The 17,919-nt window shown below is 68.0% G+C and carries 12 protein-coding genes; 9 read left to right on the top strand and 3 right to left on the bottom strand.

Features of this window, described 5'->3' with window-relative positions; genetic code table 11:
• The 6 genes from lspA (at nucleotide 1) to KTJ87_RS13365 (ending at nucleotide 6,912) form a co-directional block, all read left to right on the top strand.
• On the top strand, nucleotides 1–471 hold the full coding sequence (gene lspA / locus KTJ87_RS13340) for a signal peptidase II (protein ID WP_267139617.1): 471 nt from the start codon (nucleotides 1–3) through the stop codon (nucleotides 469–471).
• Between the two features lie 59 nt (nucleotides 472–530).
• Nucleotides 531–1,058: a DUF3035 domain-containing protein gene (locus tag KTJ87_RS13345; protein ID WP_267139618.1), complete on the top strand. Its 528-nt coding sequence runs from the start codon at nucleotides 531–533 to the stop codon at nucleotides 1,056–1,058.
• Nucleotides 1,059–1,174: 116 nt separating this feature from the next.
• Nucleotides 1,175–2,545: a M16 family metallopeptidase gene (locus KTJ87_RS13350; protein WP_267139619.1), complete on the top strand. Its 1,371-nt coding sequence runs from the start codon at nucleotides 1,175–1,177 to the stop codon at nucleotides 2,543–2,545.
• Complete coding sequence (locus tag KTJ87_RS13355) at nucleotides 2,545–3,858, top strand: M16 family metallopeptidase (protein WP_267139663.1); 1,314 nt, start codon at nucleotides 2,545–2,547, stop codon at nucleotides 3,856–3,858. Before KTJ87_RS13350 ends, KTJ87_RS13355 begins: the two co-directional genes overlap by 1 nt.
• Nucleotides 3,859–3,913: 55 nt before the next feature.
• The gene (gene mutL, locus KTJ87_RS13360) at nucleotides 3,914–5,740 is read left to right on the top strand and encodes a DNA mismatch repair endonuclease MutL (RefSeq protein ID WP_267139620.1); all 1,827 of its coding nucleotides are present in this window, start codon (nucleotides 3,914–3,916) and stop codon (nucleotides 5,738–5,740) included.
• Nucleotides 5,737–6,912 (top strand): DNA recombination protein RmuC, encoded by a 1,176-nt coding sequence (locus KTJ87_RS13365; protein WP_267139621.1) that lies wholly within the window; start codon nucleotides 5,737–5,739, stop codon nucleotides 6,910–6,912. The genes mutL and KTJ87_RS13365 overlap by 4 nt, the downstream gene beginning before the upstream one ends.
• Nucleotides 6,913–7,119: 207 nt before the next feature.
• Here KTJ87_RS13365 and KTJ87_RS13370 read toward each other — a convergent pair whose 3' ends face one another.
• The 3 genes from KTJ87_RS13370 to KTJ87_RS13380 form a co-directional block, all read right to left on the bottom strand.
• Complete coding sequence (locus KTJ87_RS13370; RefSeq protein ID WP_267139622.1) at nucleotides 7,120–10,071, bottom strand: DNA translocase FtsK; 2,952 nt, start codon at nucleotides 10,069–10,071, stop codon at nucleotides 7,120–7,122.
• A gap of 12 nt (nucleotides 10,072–10,083) precedes the next feature.
• Nucleotides 10,084–11,256: an aminotransferase class I/II-fold pyridoxal phosphate-dependent enzyme gene (locus KTJ87_RS13375; RefSeq protein WP_267139623.1), complete on the bottom strand. Its 1,173-nt coding sequence runs from the start codon at nucleotides 11,254–11,256 to the stop codon at nucleotides 10,084–10,086.
• A gap of 141 nt (nucleotides 11,257–11,397) precedes the next feature.
• Nucleotides 11,398–12,729, bottom strand: a complete 1,332-nt coding sequence (locus KTJ87_RS13380) for an amidase (protein WP_267139624.1) — start codon at nucleotides 12,727–12,729, stop codon at nucleotides 11,398–11,400.
• Nucleotides 12,730–12,778: 49 nt separating this feature from the next.
• On the opposite strand from KTJ87_RS13380, the gene KTJ87_RS13385 reads away from it, so the two are divergent.
• The 3 genes from KTJ87_RS13385 to KTJ87_RS13395 all read left to right on the top strand — a co-directional run bounded on the left by KTJ87_RS13385 (nucleotide 12,779) and on the right by KTJ87_RS13395 (nucleotide 17,860).
• Complete coding sequence (locus KTJ87_RS13385) at nucleotides 12,779–14,035, top strand: FAD-dependent monooxygenase (protein WP_267139625.1); 1,257 nt, start codon at nucleotides 12,779–12,781, stop codon at nucleotides 14,033–14,035.
• A complete protein-coding gene (locus KTJ87_RS13390; protein ID WP_267139626.1) occupies nucleotides 14,032–14,511 on the top strand; it encodes an RNA pyrophosphohydrolase in 480 nt (159 codons plus the stop codon). Before KTJ87_RS13385 ends, KTJ87_RS13390 begins: the two co-directional genes overlap by 4 nt.
• Nucleotides 14,512–14,908: 397 nt before the next feature.
• Nucleotides 14,909–17,860 carry an error-prone DNA polymerase gene (locus KTJ87_RS13395; protein WP_267139627.1) on the top strand — a complete coding sequence of 984 codons (2,952 nt, stop codon included), beginning with the start codon at nucleotides 14,909–14,911 and terminating at the stop codon, nucleotides 17,858–17,860.
• Nucleotides 17,861–17,919: the final 59 nt, after the last annotated feature.

Here is a 17,919-nt window from a genome sequence, read left to right on the forward strand (position 1 = left end):
ATGCGGTTGCTTGCCCTGACAACGGTGATCGTTTTCGCGCTGGACCAGGCTACGAAATACATCGTCGTCCACGCGATGAACCTGCGCACGCTGGGCGCCATTGACGTGCTGCCGCCCTATCTCAACCTGCGGATGGCGTGGAACTACGGCATCAACTTTGGCCTGATGTCGCGCGACAGCGACATGACCCGCTGGGTGCTGATCGGCATCGCTCTGGCAATCTCGGCCTGGGTCGTCTGGTGGGTGCGGCGCGAGGGAGGGCGCTGGAACCAGATCGCGGCGGGGCTGCTGGTGGGCGGCGCGCTGGGTAACATTCTCGACAGGCTCATTTACGGCGGCGTGGCGGATTTCCTCAACATGTCCTGCTGCGGCATCGCCAACCCCTATGCGTTCAACGTGGCCGACATCGCGATCTTCGCAGGCGCGGCGGGGCTGGTAATTGCCCCCTCGCAAGCCAAGAAGACCCCGTGACCTTCGGCGGGCGTTGGTCTAGAACGGGCAACAGAATGTCTTTGGGTAGGGAGCCAGCCATGCGGCTTTCCATGGGAAAATTGATCGGTGCGCTGCTTGCCGTGGCCACTCTGGCCGCCTGCGGCGAGGATCAGCCGGTTCTGATGAACGTGCGCTCGACCGGCGACGGGCCGGACGAATTCGCCATCGTTCCGAACAAGCCGCTTCAGGCGCCCGAGGATTTCGCCGCCCTGCCACCGCCCACGCCGGGCGGTGCGAACCGTGTCGACGCCACGCCCGAGGCGGATGCCATCGCGGCGCTGGGTGGCAACCCCGCCGCCGTCGCCCGCGCCGCTTCGCCGACTGAGGGCGCGCTGATCCAGTATGCCTCGCGCTTTGGCCGCGACGCCACGATCCGCCAGCGGCTGGCCGCCGAGGATCTCGAATACCGCCGCCGCAAGGACGGGCGGCTTCTGGAACGGCTGGCCAACGTGAACGTGTATTACCGCGCCTACGAGCCGCTGTCGCTGGACCAGTATGCCGAACTGGAACGGTTCCGCCGCATCGGCGTGCGCACGCCGTCGGCCCCGCCTGCCCCGCGCGAGTGATCGCACCGGCGCCGAGGCGCCCGTGAACCCTGACACCTTTGTCACATCCCTGTGCCCCGCCTTGACCGGGCGGGCCGAATGAACAGCTATGGGGCAACGGGATCAAGGGAGCCTTCATGAAACGGATTGCCGCCATTGCGCTTGCGCTGGTCGCCGCGCTGCCCGCCTGGGCCGCCGAGGTGACATCGTTCTCTCTGGACAACGGGATGGACGTGGTCGTGCTCGAGGATCACCGCGCGCCGGTGGTGGTGCACATGGTCTGGTATCGCGCAGGCGCGGCGGAAGAACCGCCCGGAAAGTCCGGCATCGCGCATTTCCTTGAACACCTGCTGTTCAAGGGCACAGACGACATGGCGCCGGGCGAGTTTTCCGACGTGGTCGCCCGCAACGGCGGATCGGACAACGCCTTTACCAGCCAGGATTACACCGCCTACTTCCAGCGCGTCGCCGCTGACCGGCTGGAAGACATGATGCGGATGGAAGCCGACCGGATGCGCGACCTGCAACTGTCCGAGGCGGATATCCTGACCGAACGACAGGTCATCATCGAGGAACGCAACCAGCGGGTCGAGAACAACCCCGGCGCCCTGTTCCAGGAACAGATGCGTGCGGCGCAGTATCTCAACCACCCCTACGGCATTCCAGTGATCGGCTGGCGGCACGAGATGGTTTCGCTGGGTCTTGAGGACGCGCTTGGCTACTACGAACGCTTCTACGCCCCCAACAACGCGATCCTGATCGTCGCGGGCGACACCACCCCCGACGAGGTGCGCGCGCTGGCCGAGACCTATTATGGCCCACTGGAGCCGACCGAAGGGCTTGGCCCGCGCATGCGCCCGCAAGAGCCGCCGCAAACCTCGCCGCGCCGGATGACCTTTGAGGATCCGCGCGTGTCGCAGCCCTATGTCAGCCGCAGCTACCTGGCCGAGCCGCGCCGCGCGGGCGCGCAAGAGGACGCCGCCGCGCTTCTGCTGCTGTCGGAAATCCTTGGCGGCGACAGCCAGACCAGTGTTCTGGCCCGCAAGCTGCAGTTCGACACCCAGACCGCGATCTATTCGGGCGCGTTCTATGACCCGACGTCGTATGACGACACGCTGTTTGGCGTGTCCGTGGTGCCCGCTCCCGGCGTGTCGCTGCAGGAGGCCGAGGACGCGATGGACCGCGCGATTGCCGAGTTCATCGAGGAAGGCGTTGACGCGGAACAGCTTGAGCGGATCAAGACCAGCATCCGCGCCAGCGAAATCTACGCCGAGGACAGCGTGCAGGGCCTTGCCCGCCGCTATGGCGCGGCCCTGACCAGCGGGCTGACCATCGACGACGTGGACAACTGGCGCAGCGTGCTGGAGGCGGTGACCGAGGACGACATCCTTGCCGCCGCCCGCGAGGTCTTAGATCCGGACCGGTCGGTGACCGGCTGGCTGATGACCCCCGGCATGGACGAGACCGGCGCGGCAGCGCAGCCGGGCGCACAGGAGGTGACCCAATGATGATGCGTTTCGCATTCGCCGCGCTGGCCGCTCTGGCCCTGGCCGGCCCCGCCCGCGCCGCGGTCGACATCAAGGAAGTCACCTCGCCCGGTGGCATCACCGCCTGGCTGGTCGAGGAACATTCGATCCCGTTCACCGCGCTGGAAATCCGCTTCAAAGGCGGCGCGTCGCTGGATGCCCCGGGCAAGCGCGGCGCGATCAACCTGATGACCGCCACGCTCGAGGAGGGCGCAGGCGATCTGGACGCGCGCGGCTTTGCCGAGGCGCGCGACGACCTGGCGGCCCGCTTTGGCTATGACGTCGGTGACGACGAGATGTCGATCTCGGCCCAGTTCCTGACCGAGAACCGCGACGAGGCGCTGGCGCTGCTCAAGACCTCGATACACGCGCCGCGCTTCGATCAGGATGCGGTCGACCGTGTGCGCCAGCAGGTCCTGTCGATCATCCGGTCGGAAAAGACAGACCCCAACGACATCGCGCAGGCCGAATTCGATGCCCGCGCCTTTGGCGATCACCCCTACGCCACGTCGCTGAACGGCACCGCCGAAAGCGTCGCCGCGCTGACCCCGGACGACCTGCGCGCTGCGAAGGACCGGGTGATGGCGCGCGACCGGGTGTTCGTCTCTGCCGTGGGCGACATCACCGAGGCCGAGCTAGGCGCGCTGCTGGACGATCTCTTGGGCGATCTGCCGGAGACCGGCGCCGAGATGCCCGGCCCCGCGCCCTTCGATCTGGAGCCGGGCGTGCATGTCGTGCCCTTCGAGACGCCGCAATCCGTGGCGATCTTCGGCCACGGGGGCATTGCCCGCGACGATCCCGATTTCTTCGCCGCCTATGTGCTGAACCAGATCCTTGGCGGCGGCAGCTTTACCTCGCGCCTGATGGAAGAGGTGCGCGAAAAGCGCGGGCTGACCTACGGCGTCTATTCCTACCTCGTGCCCAAGGAGCACGCCGACCTTTACCTGGGGCAGGTCGCCTCGGCCAATGACCGCATGGCGGAAGCCATCGAGGTGATCCGCGCGGAATGGCAGCGCATCCGGGACGAGGGTGTGACCGACGAGGAACTGGAGGACGCCAAGACCTACCTCACGGGCGCCTATCCCCTGCGTTTTGACGGCAACGCGCGCATCGCCGACATTCTTGTGGGCATGCAGGTCACCGGGCTTGACCGCGACTATGTCAACACCCGCAACGCCAAGGTCGAGGCGGTGACGCAAGACGACATTCGCCGCGTCGCCGAACGCCTGATCCAGCCGGAGGCGTTGTCCTTCGTCGTGGTCGGACAGCCTGCCGGACTTGTCGGATCGAACTGATCCGTCCCGCAAGGGGCATGGTCGAATCGGAACGCGGCATGCTACGTCTAGTGGCATGTCGCACCCCCACCCCAACATAAGCGCAGAGCGGCCGGTCATCCGGCAACTGGACGAGGCAGCGATCAACCGCATCGCCGCAGGCGAGGTGGTCGAGCGTCCGGCATCCGCAGTCAAGGAACTGGTGGAGAACGCGCTCGACGCGGGCGCGCGGCGGGTGGACGTGACCATCGCCGACGGCGGCAAGACCCTGATCCGCGTCACCGATGACGGCTGGGGGATCGCGGCGGGTGATCTGCCGCTCGCCCTGTCGCGCCACGCCACCTCCAAGATCGACGGTAACGACCTTCTGAACATCCACAGCTTCGGCTTCCGGGGCGAGGCCTTGCCGTCGCTCGGTGCCGTCGGGCGGCTGCGGATCACCAGCCGTGTGCCGGGCGAGGACGGCGCCGAGATCGCCGTGTCGGGCGGCCAGGCCCAGCCGGTGCGCCCCGCCGCCCTGAGCGCGGGCACCGTCGTCGAGTTGCGCGACCTGTTCTACGCCACGCCTGCACGGCTCAAGTTCCTGCGCACCGACCGCGCCGAGACGCAGGCGATCACCGACGTGGTCAAGCGTCTGGCGATGGCCTCGCCTTTCGTCGCCTTCCGGCTCGAGGACACGACCGGCGGCACTGCGCGCGTGATCTTCCGCGCCGATGCCGAGACGGGCGATCTGTTCGGCGCGCTGCATGGCCGCCTCGCACGTATTCTTGGCGCCGACTTCGCCGAGAACGCCTTGCGCATCGACGCCGAACGGGACGGCTTGCGCCTGTCCGGCTACGCCGCCCTGCCGACCTATTCGCGCGGCGCGGCGGTGGCGCAGTATCTCTTCGTCAACGGCCGCCCGGTGCGCGACAAGCTGCTGATCGGCGCTTTGCGCGGCGCCTATGCCGACGTGCTGTCGCGCGACCGGCACCCGGCGGCGGCACTGTTCCTCGACTGCGATCCGCACGGCGTCGATGTCAACGTGCACCCCGCCAAGGCCGAGGTGCGGTTCCGCGACCCCGGCACCGCGCGCGGGCTGATCGTCTCGGCGCTGCGCCACGCGCTGGCAGAGGCAGGGCACCGCGCGTCCTCGACGGTTGCCGGGGCAACCTTGGGCGCGCTTCGGCCCGAACCGCAGGGCGCCCGCATCTACCAGATGGACCGCCCGTCGCAACAGGCGCTGCGCAGCGCCCATGCCGCGCAGGCGCCCCAGACCGGATTCGCCGAGACCGCCCAACCTTTCGCCCGTGTGGAACCCGATGGGCCCGAAGCCCCTACAGACCGCCCCCTAGGCGCCGCCCGCGCGCAGGTGCATGAGACCTACATCATCGCCCAGACGGCAGACGGCATCGTCATCGTGGATCAACACGCGGCGCATGAACGCCTCGTCTATGAGAAGCTGAAACGCCAGATGGCGGAAAACGGCATCGCCGCTCAGGCGCTGCTGATCCCCGAGGTGGTCGAGATGTCGCCCGGCGATGCCGAGGCGCTGCTGGCCCACGCGGACGCGCTGCACAGGATGGGCCTTGCCATCGAGGCCTTCGGCCCCGGCGCCATTGCGGTGCGCGAGACCCCGGCGATCCTGGGCGAAGTCGACGCGCAGGCCCTGATCCGCGACATCCTCGACGAGATCGACGACCTGGGCCAATCGGACCTGGTGCAGGAGAGGATCGAGGCGATCCTGTCGCGGGTGTCCTGCCACGGCTCGATCCGCTCGGGCCGCTGGATGCGCGCCGAGGAAATGAACGCGCTCCTGCGCGAGATGGAGGCGACGCCGCTCTCGGGCCAGTGCAACCACGGGCGACCCACCTACGTCGAGCTGAAACTCCACGACATCGAAAGACTGTTCGGACGCACATGATCCAGATCGGCGACCAGATTTATTCCTTCTCCGACCCCGCCGTTCTTCTGGTGCTGGGCGGCATCGCCTTTGCGCTGGTCGTCCTGTGGCTGCTGGTGACGACAGTGCGTGCCGCAGCACGGTCAGCGCAGATGACCGAACCGCTGGCGCGGCAGATCGGGCAGCTGGGGCACGACCTCAACACCCTGTCGTCCAACCAGCACGCCCTGTCGGGCGGGCTGACGCATGTGGCCGAGGCGCAGGCAGCCAGCCAGTCGAACATGATGCGGATCATGGAGGAACGGCTGGCCGAGGTTACGCGCCACATGACCGAGAACCTGCACGGCTCGGCCAATCGCACGGCGCGCAGCTTGGGCGAGTTGCAAGAACGCCTGCTGGCCATCGACAAGGCACAGGACAATATCCAGAAGCTGTCAGGCGACGTGCTGTCGCTGCAGGACATCCTGTCGAACAAGCAGCGGCGCGGCGCCTTCGGCGAGATCCAGCTGCATGACATCGTGTCCAAGGCGCTGCCCGCCGACAGCTACACATGGCAGGCGACCCTGCCCAACGGCGCGCGCGCCGATTGCCTGATCCACCTGCCGAACCCGCCCGGCCCCATCGTGGTGGATGCCAAGTTCCCCCTGGAAGCCTATGAGGCCTATGTCGCCGCCGAGACGAAAGAGGCCGCCGCCCGGGCCCTGACCGGCCTTGGGCAAGCGGTGAAGAAGCACATCAAGGACATCTCGGAACGCTACATCCTCGACGGCGACACCGCAGACGGCGCGCTGATGTTCCTGCCCTCCGAAGCGGTCTATGCAGAGCTTCACGCGCGCCTGCCCCACATCGTGCGCGAAGGCTTTGCCGCGCGGGTCTGGATCGTGTCGCCGACCACCTGCATGGCGACCCTGAACACCATGCGCGCGATCCTGAAAGACGCGCGCATGCGCGAACAGGCGGGCGCGATCCGCAAGGAACTGGCGCTGCTCTACGCCGATGTCGACCGGCTCGGCACCCGCGTCGAGAACCTCGACCGCCATTTCGGCCAGGCCGCAAAGGACATCGCCGAAATCCGCACCTCAGCCGACAAGGCCGGCCGCCGCGCCCGCCGCCTCGACAACTTCGACTTTGAGGAACTCGCCCCCGATACCGAGCCCGGCACGGTCGTGCGCCTCACCTCTGGCGACGGCTGATCCAAAGGGGCGCGCTGCGCGCGCATTCGATATTTGCGCGCCCTCCGGGCGCGGTGCCTCCGGCGGGAGGTATTTTCAGACCAAAGATGAACAGAAACACTTTCACATCTTTGGTCTGAAAGTACCTCTGGGGGGTGAATTGGCCGCAGGCCAAGAGGGGGGCAAAGCCCCCCTGCCCCCGCGACGCGCAAGGCGCGGCGCAAGTCCTCAGCCCTGTTCGGGCACCAGGATCTCGCGCTTGCCGACGTGGTTGGATGGCGACACCAGCCCGTTCTCCTCCATCTGCTCGACCAGCCGCGCGGCCTTGTTGTAGCCGATGGCCAGCTTGCGCTGGATGTAGGAGGTCGAGCATTTGCGGTCTTTCAGCACGATCGCCACCGCCTGGTCATATAGAGCATCCTCGCCGTCGGTGTTGCCGCCGGTGTTCAGGCCCAGCACCGCGTCGATGTCGCTTTCGGAATCCTCATCCGGCCCTTCGACGACGCCGCCGACGTAGGACGGCGGGCCGTAGGATTTCAGGTAGCTGACGATTTCCTCGACCTCTTCGTCAGACACGAAGGGGCCGTGGACGCGGGTGATCCGGCTGCCGCCCGCCATGTAAAGCATGTCGCCCATGCCCAGAAGCTGCTCGGCGCCCTGTTCGCCCAGGATGGTGCGCGAATCGATCTTGGACGTGACCTGGAACGAGATCCGGGTGGGGAAGTTCGCCTTGATCGTGCCGGTGATGACATCGACCGACGGGCGCTGCGTGGCCATGATCAGGTGGATGCCGGACGCCCGCGCCATCTGCGCAAGGCGCTGGATGCAGGCCTCGATCTCCTTGCCTGCGACCATCATGAGGTCGGCCATCTCGTCGACGACGACAACGATGTAGGGCAGCGACTGCGGCGCGAATTCCTCGGTCTCGAAGATCGGCTCGCCGGTGTCCTCGTCGAACCCGGTCTGAACCGTGCGCTTGAACATCTCGCCTTTGGCGAGCGCGTCCTTCACCCGGCCGTTGAAGCCGTCGATGTTGCGCACGCCCATCTTGGACATCTTGCGGTAGCGGTCTTCCATCTCGCCGACGACCCATTTCAGGGCGACGACCGCTTTCTTGGGGTCGGTGACGACGGGCGACAGCAGGTGCGGGATGCCGTCATAGACCGACAGTTCCAGCATCTTGGGGTCGATCATGATGAGGCGGCATTCCTCGGGCGACAGCTTGTAGAGCAGCGACAGGATCATCGTGTTGATCGCCACAGACTTGCCCGACCCGGTGGTGCCCGCGATCAGCAGGTGCGGCATCTTGGCGAGGTTGGCCACCACGGGATCGCCGCCGATGTCCTTGCCCAGCGCCAGCGGCAGTTTCTGGTTGCCGTCGCCGTAGTCGCGGCTGGACAGGATTTCGCGGAAACAGACCATTTCGCGGTTTTCGTTGGGCAGCTCGATCCCGATCACGCTGCGCCCCGGCACGGTGGACACGCGCGCCGACAGTGCCGACATCGACCGTGCGATGTCGTCGGCCAGGCCGATTACCCGGCTGGCCTTGAGGCCCGGTGCCGGTTCCAGTTCGTACATCGTGACCACGGGACCGGGGCGGACGCTGACGATCTCTCCCTTGACGCCATAGTCGTCGAGCACGGTTTCCAGCATCCGCGCGTTTTCTTCCAGCGCCTCGTCAGACAGGTGGTGACGCTCCACCTCGGAGGGGTTCATCAGCAGCGACAGTGGCGGCAGTTCGTATTCAACGGCGCGGTCCTCGAACCGCAGCGAAGGCTGCGCCTCGGCCTGCGCGCGGCGCGAGGTCTGGAGCGCCTTGCGCGGCGAGGTCTGCACGACGCGGCGCGCCTCGGGCGTGGCGGAGACGGGCGGGCGCGGCGGCATCTCGGGGCGCGGCGCGGCGTTGAACGCGGTGTCCTGCGCGTCGAAATCGCCAATGTCCGCCTCGTCGTCCTCTTCGATCAGATCCGGGGCGGGCGGGATAAACCCGCCGCGAAGGAGAGGTTCAGCGGCGGCCGCGGGCACCGTGTCGCCAGCGGTCTCGGCCGCAGCGCGTGCGCGCGCCTCGATATCCTTCAGGACCATCGGCTGCGGGCCGCGTCCGCGCGTCAGGCTCGGCTCGAAGCGGGGTGCTTCGGGCTGGATCATGCCGGGACGCATCCGCGACTTGATGGCGCCCGCGATCTTGGCCTTGATCCGGTCGTCCCCGGTCAGGTCCTCGTCATAGGGTTCGGGCTCCCAGGTTTGCGGTGCGGGGTCTTCGGCGCGCTTCAACAGGCCCGGCAAGCGCAGGCCCAGCGGGCCTTTCTGCTGTGCAGGGGCAGGTTCGGGCGCAGGCGGCATCGATGAGGCCGTACGCGGCGGCGGATCGGCGCGCAGGATCGGGGTTGCGCGCGGCGCGGCGGCACGGCCGTAGGAGGAGCCATCGAAGGGATCATCCTCGCCGGGATCCTCGGCGCCAGAGCGCCGGGCGGCCATCCAGCCTTGTGCATTGCCCGCCGCATGCCCGGCGACCTTGACGCCGCCAACGACACCGGCGCCCAGCCCGGCCCGGATTGCCGCATAGAACAGCACGGCCCCGCCCAGCATCAACGCGGTCAGCGCGCGCAATTCGGACGGCACGAAGCCCAGCACGAACAGTACGAGCACAAGCTCGAACACCGCGACGAAGAACGCCAGCACCTTGAGGCCAAGCGCGGTATCGACCGGCAGCACGCCCAGGATCGCGCCCAGCACGGTGTCACCGAACAGCCCGCCAAGGCCGAAGGAATGCGTCCAGTCGGACGAAGGCACATGCGTCGAGGCGTAGACCGACAGAAGCGCAACAGCGAGCGGCAGGAACACGATCCGCGACATGAAGCGTCCCGCGCCGGCGTGCAGCACAAAGCGCAGGCCCCAGGCGAGCAATCCCGCCGCGAAGGCCCAGCAGCCGAAGCCGACGATGATGTAGAGCGGCGAGGCGACCGAGGCGCCGAAGCGGCCCAGCGCGTTCTGCGCGGGCGTGTCCGTCACCGAAAGCCAGCTTGGATCGTCGACGGAATAGGTGCCAAGGATCAGCGACAGCGCCACGCCGCAGGTCAGCAGCACCAGCCCGATCAACTCGCGCCCGCGCTTTTCGATCACTTCCTGCGTCGAGCTGTCGAACAGACGCTCGCGTTGCCGGACCTGATAGGATGCCATGAACCCTGCTCCTTACCCGTATAGACACTTGCGGAGCCTGGTCAGCCCGCCCGTCATCTCGTCTTGCGGCGCAACAAGCGCCACCCGCACATATCCTGCCCCCGGATTGCCGCCTGCCGTGTCGCGGCTGAGATAGGCGCCGGGCAGCACCCGCACGCCGGTCTCTGTCCAGACCCGTAGAGCGGCCTCCTCGCCGTCCGGCACAGGCAGCCACAGGAAGAACCCCGCTTGCGGTGGCGCATAGCCCGGCACGCCCGCGAACACCTCGTCGGCGGCGGCGTACTTGGCCTGATACAGCGCGCGGTTTTCCTCGACATGGGTCTCGTCGGCCCAGCAGGCTTCGGCCACGCGTTGCAGCGGCAGGGGCAGCGGTGCCCCGGCATAGGCGCGCAGGCGCTTGATTTCGGCGATGGTGCGCGGGCCACCGGCGATGAAACCTGACCGAAGGCCGGGCAGGTTCGACCGCTTGGACAACGAATGAAAGATCACCACGCGTTCAGGGTCGGCCCCGATTTCCGCCGCGACCTCAAGCGCGCCGGGGGGCGGCGTGTCGCGGTAAAGCTCGGAATAGCATTCGTCGGCGAAGATGATGAAATCGTGCTTTTCGGCCAGCCGGATCAGGTCGGCCCAATAGGCGCGGTCCGCCACCACGCCCTGCGGGTTCGCGGGCGAGCACAGGTAGGCGATGCGCGTGCGGTTCAGCACCTCGGCGGGCAGCGCGGCGTAGTCGGGCAGAAACCCGGTCTCGGCGGTGGCGGGCACATAGACAGGTTCCGCGCCTACGGCCAGCGCGGCGACGGCATAGACCTGGTAGAACGGATTTGGCGTCAGGATCACCGGGCGCCCATCCTCGGGACACAGCGCAAGCGCGGCGTTGAACAGCCCTTCGCGCGTGCCGTTCAGCGCCATCACCTGCGTGTCCGCATCGACGCGCACCCCGTAGCGGCGCAGGGTCCAGTCGGCGATGGCGCCGCGCAGTTCCGGCGTGCCCTCGTTCGGGGGATACTTGGCGAAGCCGTCGACATGATCGGCAAGGATCTGCGCCACGAAGGGCGGGAACGGGTGGCGCGGTTCGCCAATGGTCATGTGCACGACATCGCCGCACGGCGAATGCCGGTCGAGCAGCGCCCGAAGGCGCGGAAACGCGTAATCTGGCAGGTTCGAAAACCGCTCGGGGAGCTTCATGTGCCCACTATGTCTGCCTCAGGGTGCCGGGGTCGTTATCGGTCATTTTTCGCCCCGTTTGGTGCAGGTTAGCAGGGTGCCCGCCCCCCGGTCCAGTGAAACGGCAGGCCGGGCGCGGCAACGTCCGCGCCCGTGTGGCATTTAGGCAAGCGCCGCCTCGGCCGCCGCGCCCAGCCGCAGCAGCCGGTGTTCGGTCATCGGCGGCGTCATCAGCATGATCCCGGTGCCCGGAACGCCCGTCGGCAGGGTCAGAGCGGCCAGCCCCATCAGGTTGCCGATTCGTGTGTTGCGCAGGGTCATCAGGTTCTCGGTGACGTAATACTCGCCGCCCTCGGCCAGCCGGTCCAGTTTCGGCGGCAGGTTGGGTGCAGTCGGCAGAATCACCGCATCGTATCCCGCCGTCGCCTCGGCCCAAGCCGCACGGTGGCGGCGCAGCGCCTGCCAGCCCTGGATGAATGCCCGCGCCGGGGTGTCGCGCCCGGTCCGAAAGCGGTTGAGGATCTCTGGGAACATCTTGTCCGGTGCCGCCTCGATCTCGGTTTCCCATGTGGCATAAGCCTCGGGGGCGAACAGCGTCGGCGACAGCGCATGCGCGTCGGCGACGAAGGGCAATTCGCGCCGCTCGATCACGGCCCCGGCGGCAGTCAGGGCATCGACGGCCCGCGCGAATCCTCCCGCCGGTTCCGGGCGCAGACCCTCCATCGCAACCGTCTCGACGATCAGCAGGCGCACGCCCTTCAGCGTCGCGCCGGTCAGGTCGGGCGCGGCCGTGCCTTCCAGCGCGGCCAGCATCAGCGCGGCATCCTCGACGCTGCGGCACAGGGGCCCGACGGTGTCAAAGCTTTCGCAAAGCGGCACGACGCCCTCCAGCGACAGCCGCCCCGATGTGGTCTTGAGCCCCACCAGATCGTTCCAGACCGCAGGCACCCGCACCGATCCGCCGGTGTCCGACCCGACCGCAGCCGCCGCCAGCCCGAAGGCCACCGACGCCGCTGCGCCAGACGACGATCCGCCCGCCACGGCCTCTGAGTCCGTCACGGATGGCGGCGTTTCCGTCACCGGGTTGTAGCCCAGCCCCGAGAAGGCCAACTCGCTCATGTGGGTCTTTCCAAGGCAGACCAGCCCGGCCATCGTCGCAGCGCGCAAGACCGCCGCATCGCGCGCGGGCACACGGCCCGCCAGCAGCGCCGATCCCGCCTCGGTCGCCACGCCAGCGGTGTCGAACAGGTCCTTCCAGCTGACAGGCACCCCGTCGAGTGAGCCGCGCCGTTGCCCCGCAGCAGCGCGCGCCGCCGCCGCCCGCGCCTCGGACAGCGCGCGGTCCTCGGTCATCCGGGCATAGATTCGGGGCGAACGCGCATGCGAACGCGCGGCCTCGAGGTAAGTCTCGCACAACGCGACCGGGTCGATCTCGCCCCGTGCGATGCCGCGCCCCAGATCGCCTGCCGTGCTCCAAAGCCAGTCCGTCGCCATCGCGCATTCTCCCGCTGCCTGCGGCAGGACGCTAGCGACACCCGCGCGCATGGACAATCCCGCCGCTCCGGCCATATGTCGGAGCATGGACAGCACGGATGTCATCATCGTCGGAGGCGGGCTGAACGGCTCGGCGCTTGCGCTCGCGCTCGGGGATGCCGGGCTGCGCGTGACGCTGGTCGACCGGCTGGCGGCTTCGGTGCGCGACAGCGACAGCTTCGACGGGCGCAGCTATGCGCTGGCGCATGGCTCGTTCCGGCTCTTGAAGGCGATCGGCCTAGGGCCCGCGCTGGACGGCAAGACCCAGCCGATCCTCGGGATCAAGGTCAGCGACGGTCGCGCGGGCGAAGGCGCATCGCCGCTGCACCTCGTCTTCGATCATGCCGAGATCGAGGAAGGACCGATGGGCTGGATGGTCGAGGATCGCCACCTGCGGCAAGCCTTCCTGGCGCGCATCGACGGCCACCCCCGCATCACGCAGATCGAGGGCACCGTGACCGACCATGCCGCGGCGGGGAACGCCGCGTCCGTCACCCTGTCGGACGGCACAGCGCTGCACGCCGCGATGCTGGTCGCTGCGGACGGCGTGGGATCCCCCACGGCGCGCCGGGCCGGGATCACGCGGCAGGGCTGGCGCTATGGCCAGACCGCGCTGGTGTGCGCCATCGAGCATGACCAGCCCCACGGCGGCATCGCGCACCAGTTCTTCATGCCGCCCGGCCCGCTGGCGATCCTGCCGCTGCCCGGCAACCGGTCCTCGATCGTCTGGACGGAACGCGACGCCGAGGCGGCGCGGATACAGGCGCTGGATGACGCGGGCTACCTTGCGCACCTGCGCCCCCGCTTCGGCAGCTTCCTTGGCGACATCGCGCTGGCGGGCGCGCGCTTTACCTATCCGCTGGAGCTGTCGCTTGCGCGCAGCTTCACCGGCGCGCGGCTGGCGCTGGTCGGTGATGCCGCGCACCGGGTCCATCCCATCGCGGGGCAGGGACTGAACGCCGGGCTCAAGGATGTGGCCGCGCTGGCCGAGGTGCTGGTGGACGCCCGCCGCCGGGGCGAAGATATCGGCCGCGCCGACGTACTGGACCGCTACCAGCGCTGGCGCCGCTTCGACACCGCGACGCTCGCTCTTGCCACCGACAGCATCAACAGGCTGTTCTCGAACGACAATCCGCTTGTTCGCGCGGCGCGTGACATCGGCCTTGGCGTGGTCGGCGCCCTGCCGGGCCTGCGCCGGGGCCTAATCCGCGAGGCAGCCGGTCTGACCGGCGATCTGCCGCGCCTTCTGCAGGGCCGCGTTCTGTGACCCCGCGCGAGACGCTGCCCTATCGCCCCTGCGCCGGGGTGGTGCTGGTGAACGCGCAAGGATTGGTGTTCGCGGGCCAGCGCCTCGACAGCGAGGTGCCCGCCTGGCAAATGCCGCAAGGCGGCATCGACAAGGGCGAGACCCCCCGGGAGGCCGCGCTGCGCGAGCTGTGGGAAGAAACCGGCGTGCGCCCCGAGCTGGTGAGGATCGAGGCCGAGACCTCCGACTGGGTGACCTACGATCTGCCGGACCACCTGCTGGGCAAGGTCTGGAAGGGTCGGTTTCGCGGGCAGAAGCAGATGTGGGTGCTGATGCGCTTTCACGGCACCGACGCGGATATCGACATCGCTTCGGGACATCCCGAATTCTCGGAATGGCGCTGGCTTACGGCCTCGGAGATCATCGACGCCATCGTGCCGTTCAAGCGGGCGGTCTATGCAGAGGTGTTCCGGCAGTTCGAGGGCCACCTGGCCTGAGAGGGGCTGCGCCGTCATTGCCGAGGATTTGCGCCGCCTTCGGCGTCATTGCTGAGGATTTGCGCCGCCTTCGGCGTCGCGGGGAAAGGGGGGCTTTGCCCCCCTCTTGGCCTGCGGCCAATTCACCCCCCAGAGGTATTTTCAGACCAAAGATGCGAACGCCCCGGCTGCAGGTCGCAAGCCGGGGCACCATCTTCGGTCACGGTCATCGGCTCTCCAGCCTGTACCGTGGCATCAGTGGTATCCGAGGATGCGTTAACACCGTCTTTCCATCTTTGGTCCCAAGATACTCTCGCCGAAGGCGCCAGCGCGCAAGGCGCGCTTCCCCTTGCTTGACCTTGCCCCGGCGCATGGCAGAGTCGATGTAGAACAAATAGTGAACATCAACTGAGTCGCCATGGCATTCGCCGAGCTTGACGCCATTTCCAACTTTACCTTCCTCACCGGCGGATCGCACCCCGAGGAGTACATGATCCGTGCGGCAGAGCTGGGCATCGAGGCCCTCGCCATCGCCGACATCAATTCGGTCGCGGGCATCGTGCGGGCGCATGTGGCGGCGCGCGAGATCGCGCGCGGGGTGGAGGAGTGGCACAGCGTCCCGCGGGCGGGCCCGCCGCGCCCGGCGCATGTCCCGCCCGCGCCCTGCGCGCTGAGCGACACCGTGCCCCTGCTGATCCCCGGCGCGCGCATCGTCTGCAAGGACGGGCCGAGCGTTACCGCCCTGCCCCGCGACCGCGCCGCCTGGGGGCGGTTGTCGCGGCTGATCTCTCTGGGGCGGTTGCGGGCGGGCAAGGGCGACTGCCATCTGCGGCTGGACGACCTCATGGACTGGGGCAAGGGGATGGAGCTTGTGCTGCATCCGCCAGAGGCGCCGATGGTCAAGGGCGGCGCGGGCGCGTGGCGGACACAGGCGGAGCGGTTGACGCGCCGCTTTCCCGGACAGGTGTCGCTGTGCATGGCCCCCGCCTATGACGGGCAGGACAGCCGCCGCTTTGCGCGGCTGACGCGGATGGCGGCGCGGCTGGGCATCCCCACCGTCGCCTCGGCGGCGCCGGTCATGCACCACGGCGCGCGGCGCAAGCTGACCGACGTTCTGACCGCGATCCGGCTGGGCTGCCGCGTCGATGATCTGGGGCGCGGCGCGTTGGCCAATGCCGAACAGCGGCTGCGGTCCGAGGCCGAGATGCGGCGGCTGTTCGAGGGTTTCGAGGAGGCCGTGGACCGCAGCGCCGAGATCGCCGCGCGCTGCACCTTTGCGCTGGACGAATTGCGCTATGAATATCCGTCCGAGATCGAGGACGGCGAGATGCCGACGGACCGGCTGCGGCGGCTGGCGCTGGAGGGGCTGGACTGGCGCTATCCGGCGGGGGCGCCCCAAAAGGTGCGCGACATGCTGGAGCATGAACTTCAGCTGATCGCCAAGCTGCGCTACGAGCCGTATTTCCTGACGGTGCGCGACATCGTCGCCTTTGCCCGCGCGCGGAACATCCTGTGCCAGGGGCGCGGGTCGGCGGCGAATTCGGTCGTCTGTTTCTGCCTTGGCGTCACCAGCGTCTCGCCTGAGATCGGCACCATGGTGTTCGAGCGTTTCGTGTCGGAAGCCCGCGACGAGCCACCCGACATCGACGTCGATTTCGAGCATGAGCGGCGCGAAGAGGTGATCCAGCACATCTATGACCGCTATGGCCGCCACCGCGCGGGGCTCTGCGCCACCGTCATCCACTATCGCGGCAAGCGGGCGATCCGCGAGGTCGGGCGCGCGATGGGCCTGACCGAGGACACCATCGGCGCGCTCAGCTCGCAGCTTTGGGGGTTCTTCTCGACCGCCGGGCTGGAGGCGCACCGGATGCGCGAGATCGGGCTTGATCCCACCGACCGCCGCCTGGCGCAGACCATGGCTCTGGTGCACGAGATCATCGGCTTTCCGCGCCACCTGTCGCAGCATGTCGGTGGCTTCATCATCACCGAGGGGCGGCTGGACGAGTTGTGCCCGGTCGAGAACGCCTCGATGGAGGATCGCACGGTGATCCCGTGGGACAAGGACGACATCGACGCGCTGGGCATCCTCAAGGTCGATATTCTTGCGCTCGGCATGCTGACCTGCATCCGCAAGGCGTTCGAGTTGATCCGGCAGCACCACCGCACCGACTATACGCTGGCCACCCTGCCGCCCGAGGACCCGGCGACCTATGACATGCTGTGCCGTGCGGATTCGCTTGGTGTGTTCCAGGTGGAAAGCCGGGCGCAGATGAATTTCCTGCCCAGGATGCGGCCACGCTGTTTCTACGATCTGGTGATCGAGGTGGCGATCATCCGGCCCGGCCCGATCCAGGGCGACATGGTGCATCCCTACCTGCGCCGCCGCAACGGCGAAGAGGCGGTGCAGTTTCCATCGGACGCGCTGGGGCAGGTCTTGGGCAAGACGCTGGGCGTGCCGCTGTTCCAGGAACAGGCGATGCAGATCGCGATCATCGGCGCGGGGTTCACCCCGACCGAGGCCGACCGCCTGCGCCGGTCGCTCGCCACCTTCAAGAAGCACGGCAACGTGTCGGAATTCCGGGGCCGGTTCCTGCGGGGGATGGCGGCGAACGGCTATGACGAGGATTTCGCCGAGCGCTGTTTCGGGCAGATCGAGGGGTTCGGGTCCTACGGGTTTCCGGAAAGCCACGCCGCCAGCTTTGCGCTGCTGGTCTATGCCTCGGCCTGGATCAAGCGGCACCATCCGGGCATCTTCGCCTGCGCCCTGCTGAATGCGCAGCCAATGGGGTTCTATGCGCCCGCTCAGATCGTGCGCGACGCGCGCGAACACGGGGTCGAGGTGCGCCCGGTGGATATCAACGCCAGCTACCGCGACAACGTGATGGAGCCCGACGGGCGCGGCGGGCTGGCGCTGCGGCTGGGGTTCCGGCAGATCAAGGCGCTGTCCGAGGACGACGGCGACTGGCTGCTGGCCGCGCGGCAGAACGGCTATCGCTCGGTCGAGGACGTGTGGCGGCGCGCGGGCGTGTCGAAGAAGGCGCTGCGCCTTCTGGCCGAGGCCGACACCTTCGCCAGCCTCGGGTTGTCCCGCCGCGATGCGCTTTGGGCCGCTGCCGCGCTGGGCGGGGAACGGCCCTTGCCGCTGTTCGGCGGCGATATCGACGGCGAGGGGATCGTGGAGCCTGCGGTGACGCTGCCCGCGATGACCTTGGGTGAGGAGGTGGTCGAGGATTACGTCGCCTTCCGCCTGACGTTGCGCGCGCATCCCCTCGCGCTGCTGCGTCACCGGCTCACGCCGCCAGAGGGCGCGCCGATGGTGCCTGTATCGTCCCCGGTATCGTCACCTACAAGGCTGACGCGGCCCCCCTGACATCTTTGGTCTGCAAATACTCTCGCCGAAGGCGTCGGCGCCCGCAGGGCGCCAGAAAA

Source organism: Anianabacter salinae (assembly GCF_019061145.1).
GTDB classification, from domain to species: domain Bacteria; phylum Pseudomonadota; class Alphaproteobacteria; order Rhodobacterales; family Rhodobacteraceae; genus Anianibacter; species Anianibacter salinarum.

Excerpts from the sequence above, each read along its gene's own strand:
- KTJ87_RS13345 (WP_267139618.1), top strand. The coding sequence starts at position 531 with ATGCGGCTTTCCATGGGAAAATTGATCGGTGCGCTGCTTGCCGTGGCC.
- KTJ87_RS13355 (WP_267139663.1), top strand. The coding sequence starts at position 2,545 with ATGATGCGTTTCGCATTCGCCGCGCTGGCCGCTCTGGCCCTGGCCGGC.
- KTJ87_RS13395 (WP_267139627.1), top strand. The coding sequence starts at position 14,909 with ATGGCATTCGCCGAGCTTGACGCCATTTCCAACTTTACCTTCCTCACC.
- KTJ87_RS13365 (WP_267139621.1), top strand. The coding sequence starts at position 5,737 with ATGATCCAGATCGGCGACCAGATTTATTCCTTCTCCGACCCCGCCGTT.
- KTJ87_RS13350 (WP_267139619.1), top strand. The coding sequence starts at position 1,175 with ATGAAACGGATTGCCGCCATTGCGCTTGCGCTGGTCGCCGCGCTGCCC.
- mutL (WP_267139620.1), top strand. The coding sequence starts at position 3,914 with ATGTCGCACCCCCACCCCAACATAAGCGCAGAGCGGCCGGTCATCCGG.
- lspA (WP_267139617.1), top strand. The coding sequence starts at position 1 with ATGCGGTTGCTTGCCCTGACAACGGTGATCGTTTTCGCGCTGGACCAG.
- KTJ87_RS13370 (WP_267139622.1), bottom strand. The coding sequence starts at position 10,071 with ATGGCATCCTATCAGGTCCGGCAACGCGAGCGTCTGTTCGACAGCTCG.
- KTJ87_RS13375 (WP_267139623.1), bottom strand. The coding sequence starts at position 11,256 with ATGAAGCTCCCCGAGCGGTTTTCGAACCTGCCAGATTACGCGTTTCCG.
- KTJ87_RS13380 (WP_267139624.1), bottom strand. The coding sequence starts at position 12,729 with ATGGCGACGGACTGGCTTTGGAGCACGGCAGGCGATCTGGGGCGCGGC.
- KTJ87_RS13385 (WP_267139625.1), top strand. The coding sequence starts at position 12,779 with ATGGACAATCCCGCCGCTCCGGCCATATGTCGGAGCATGGACAGCACG.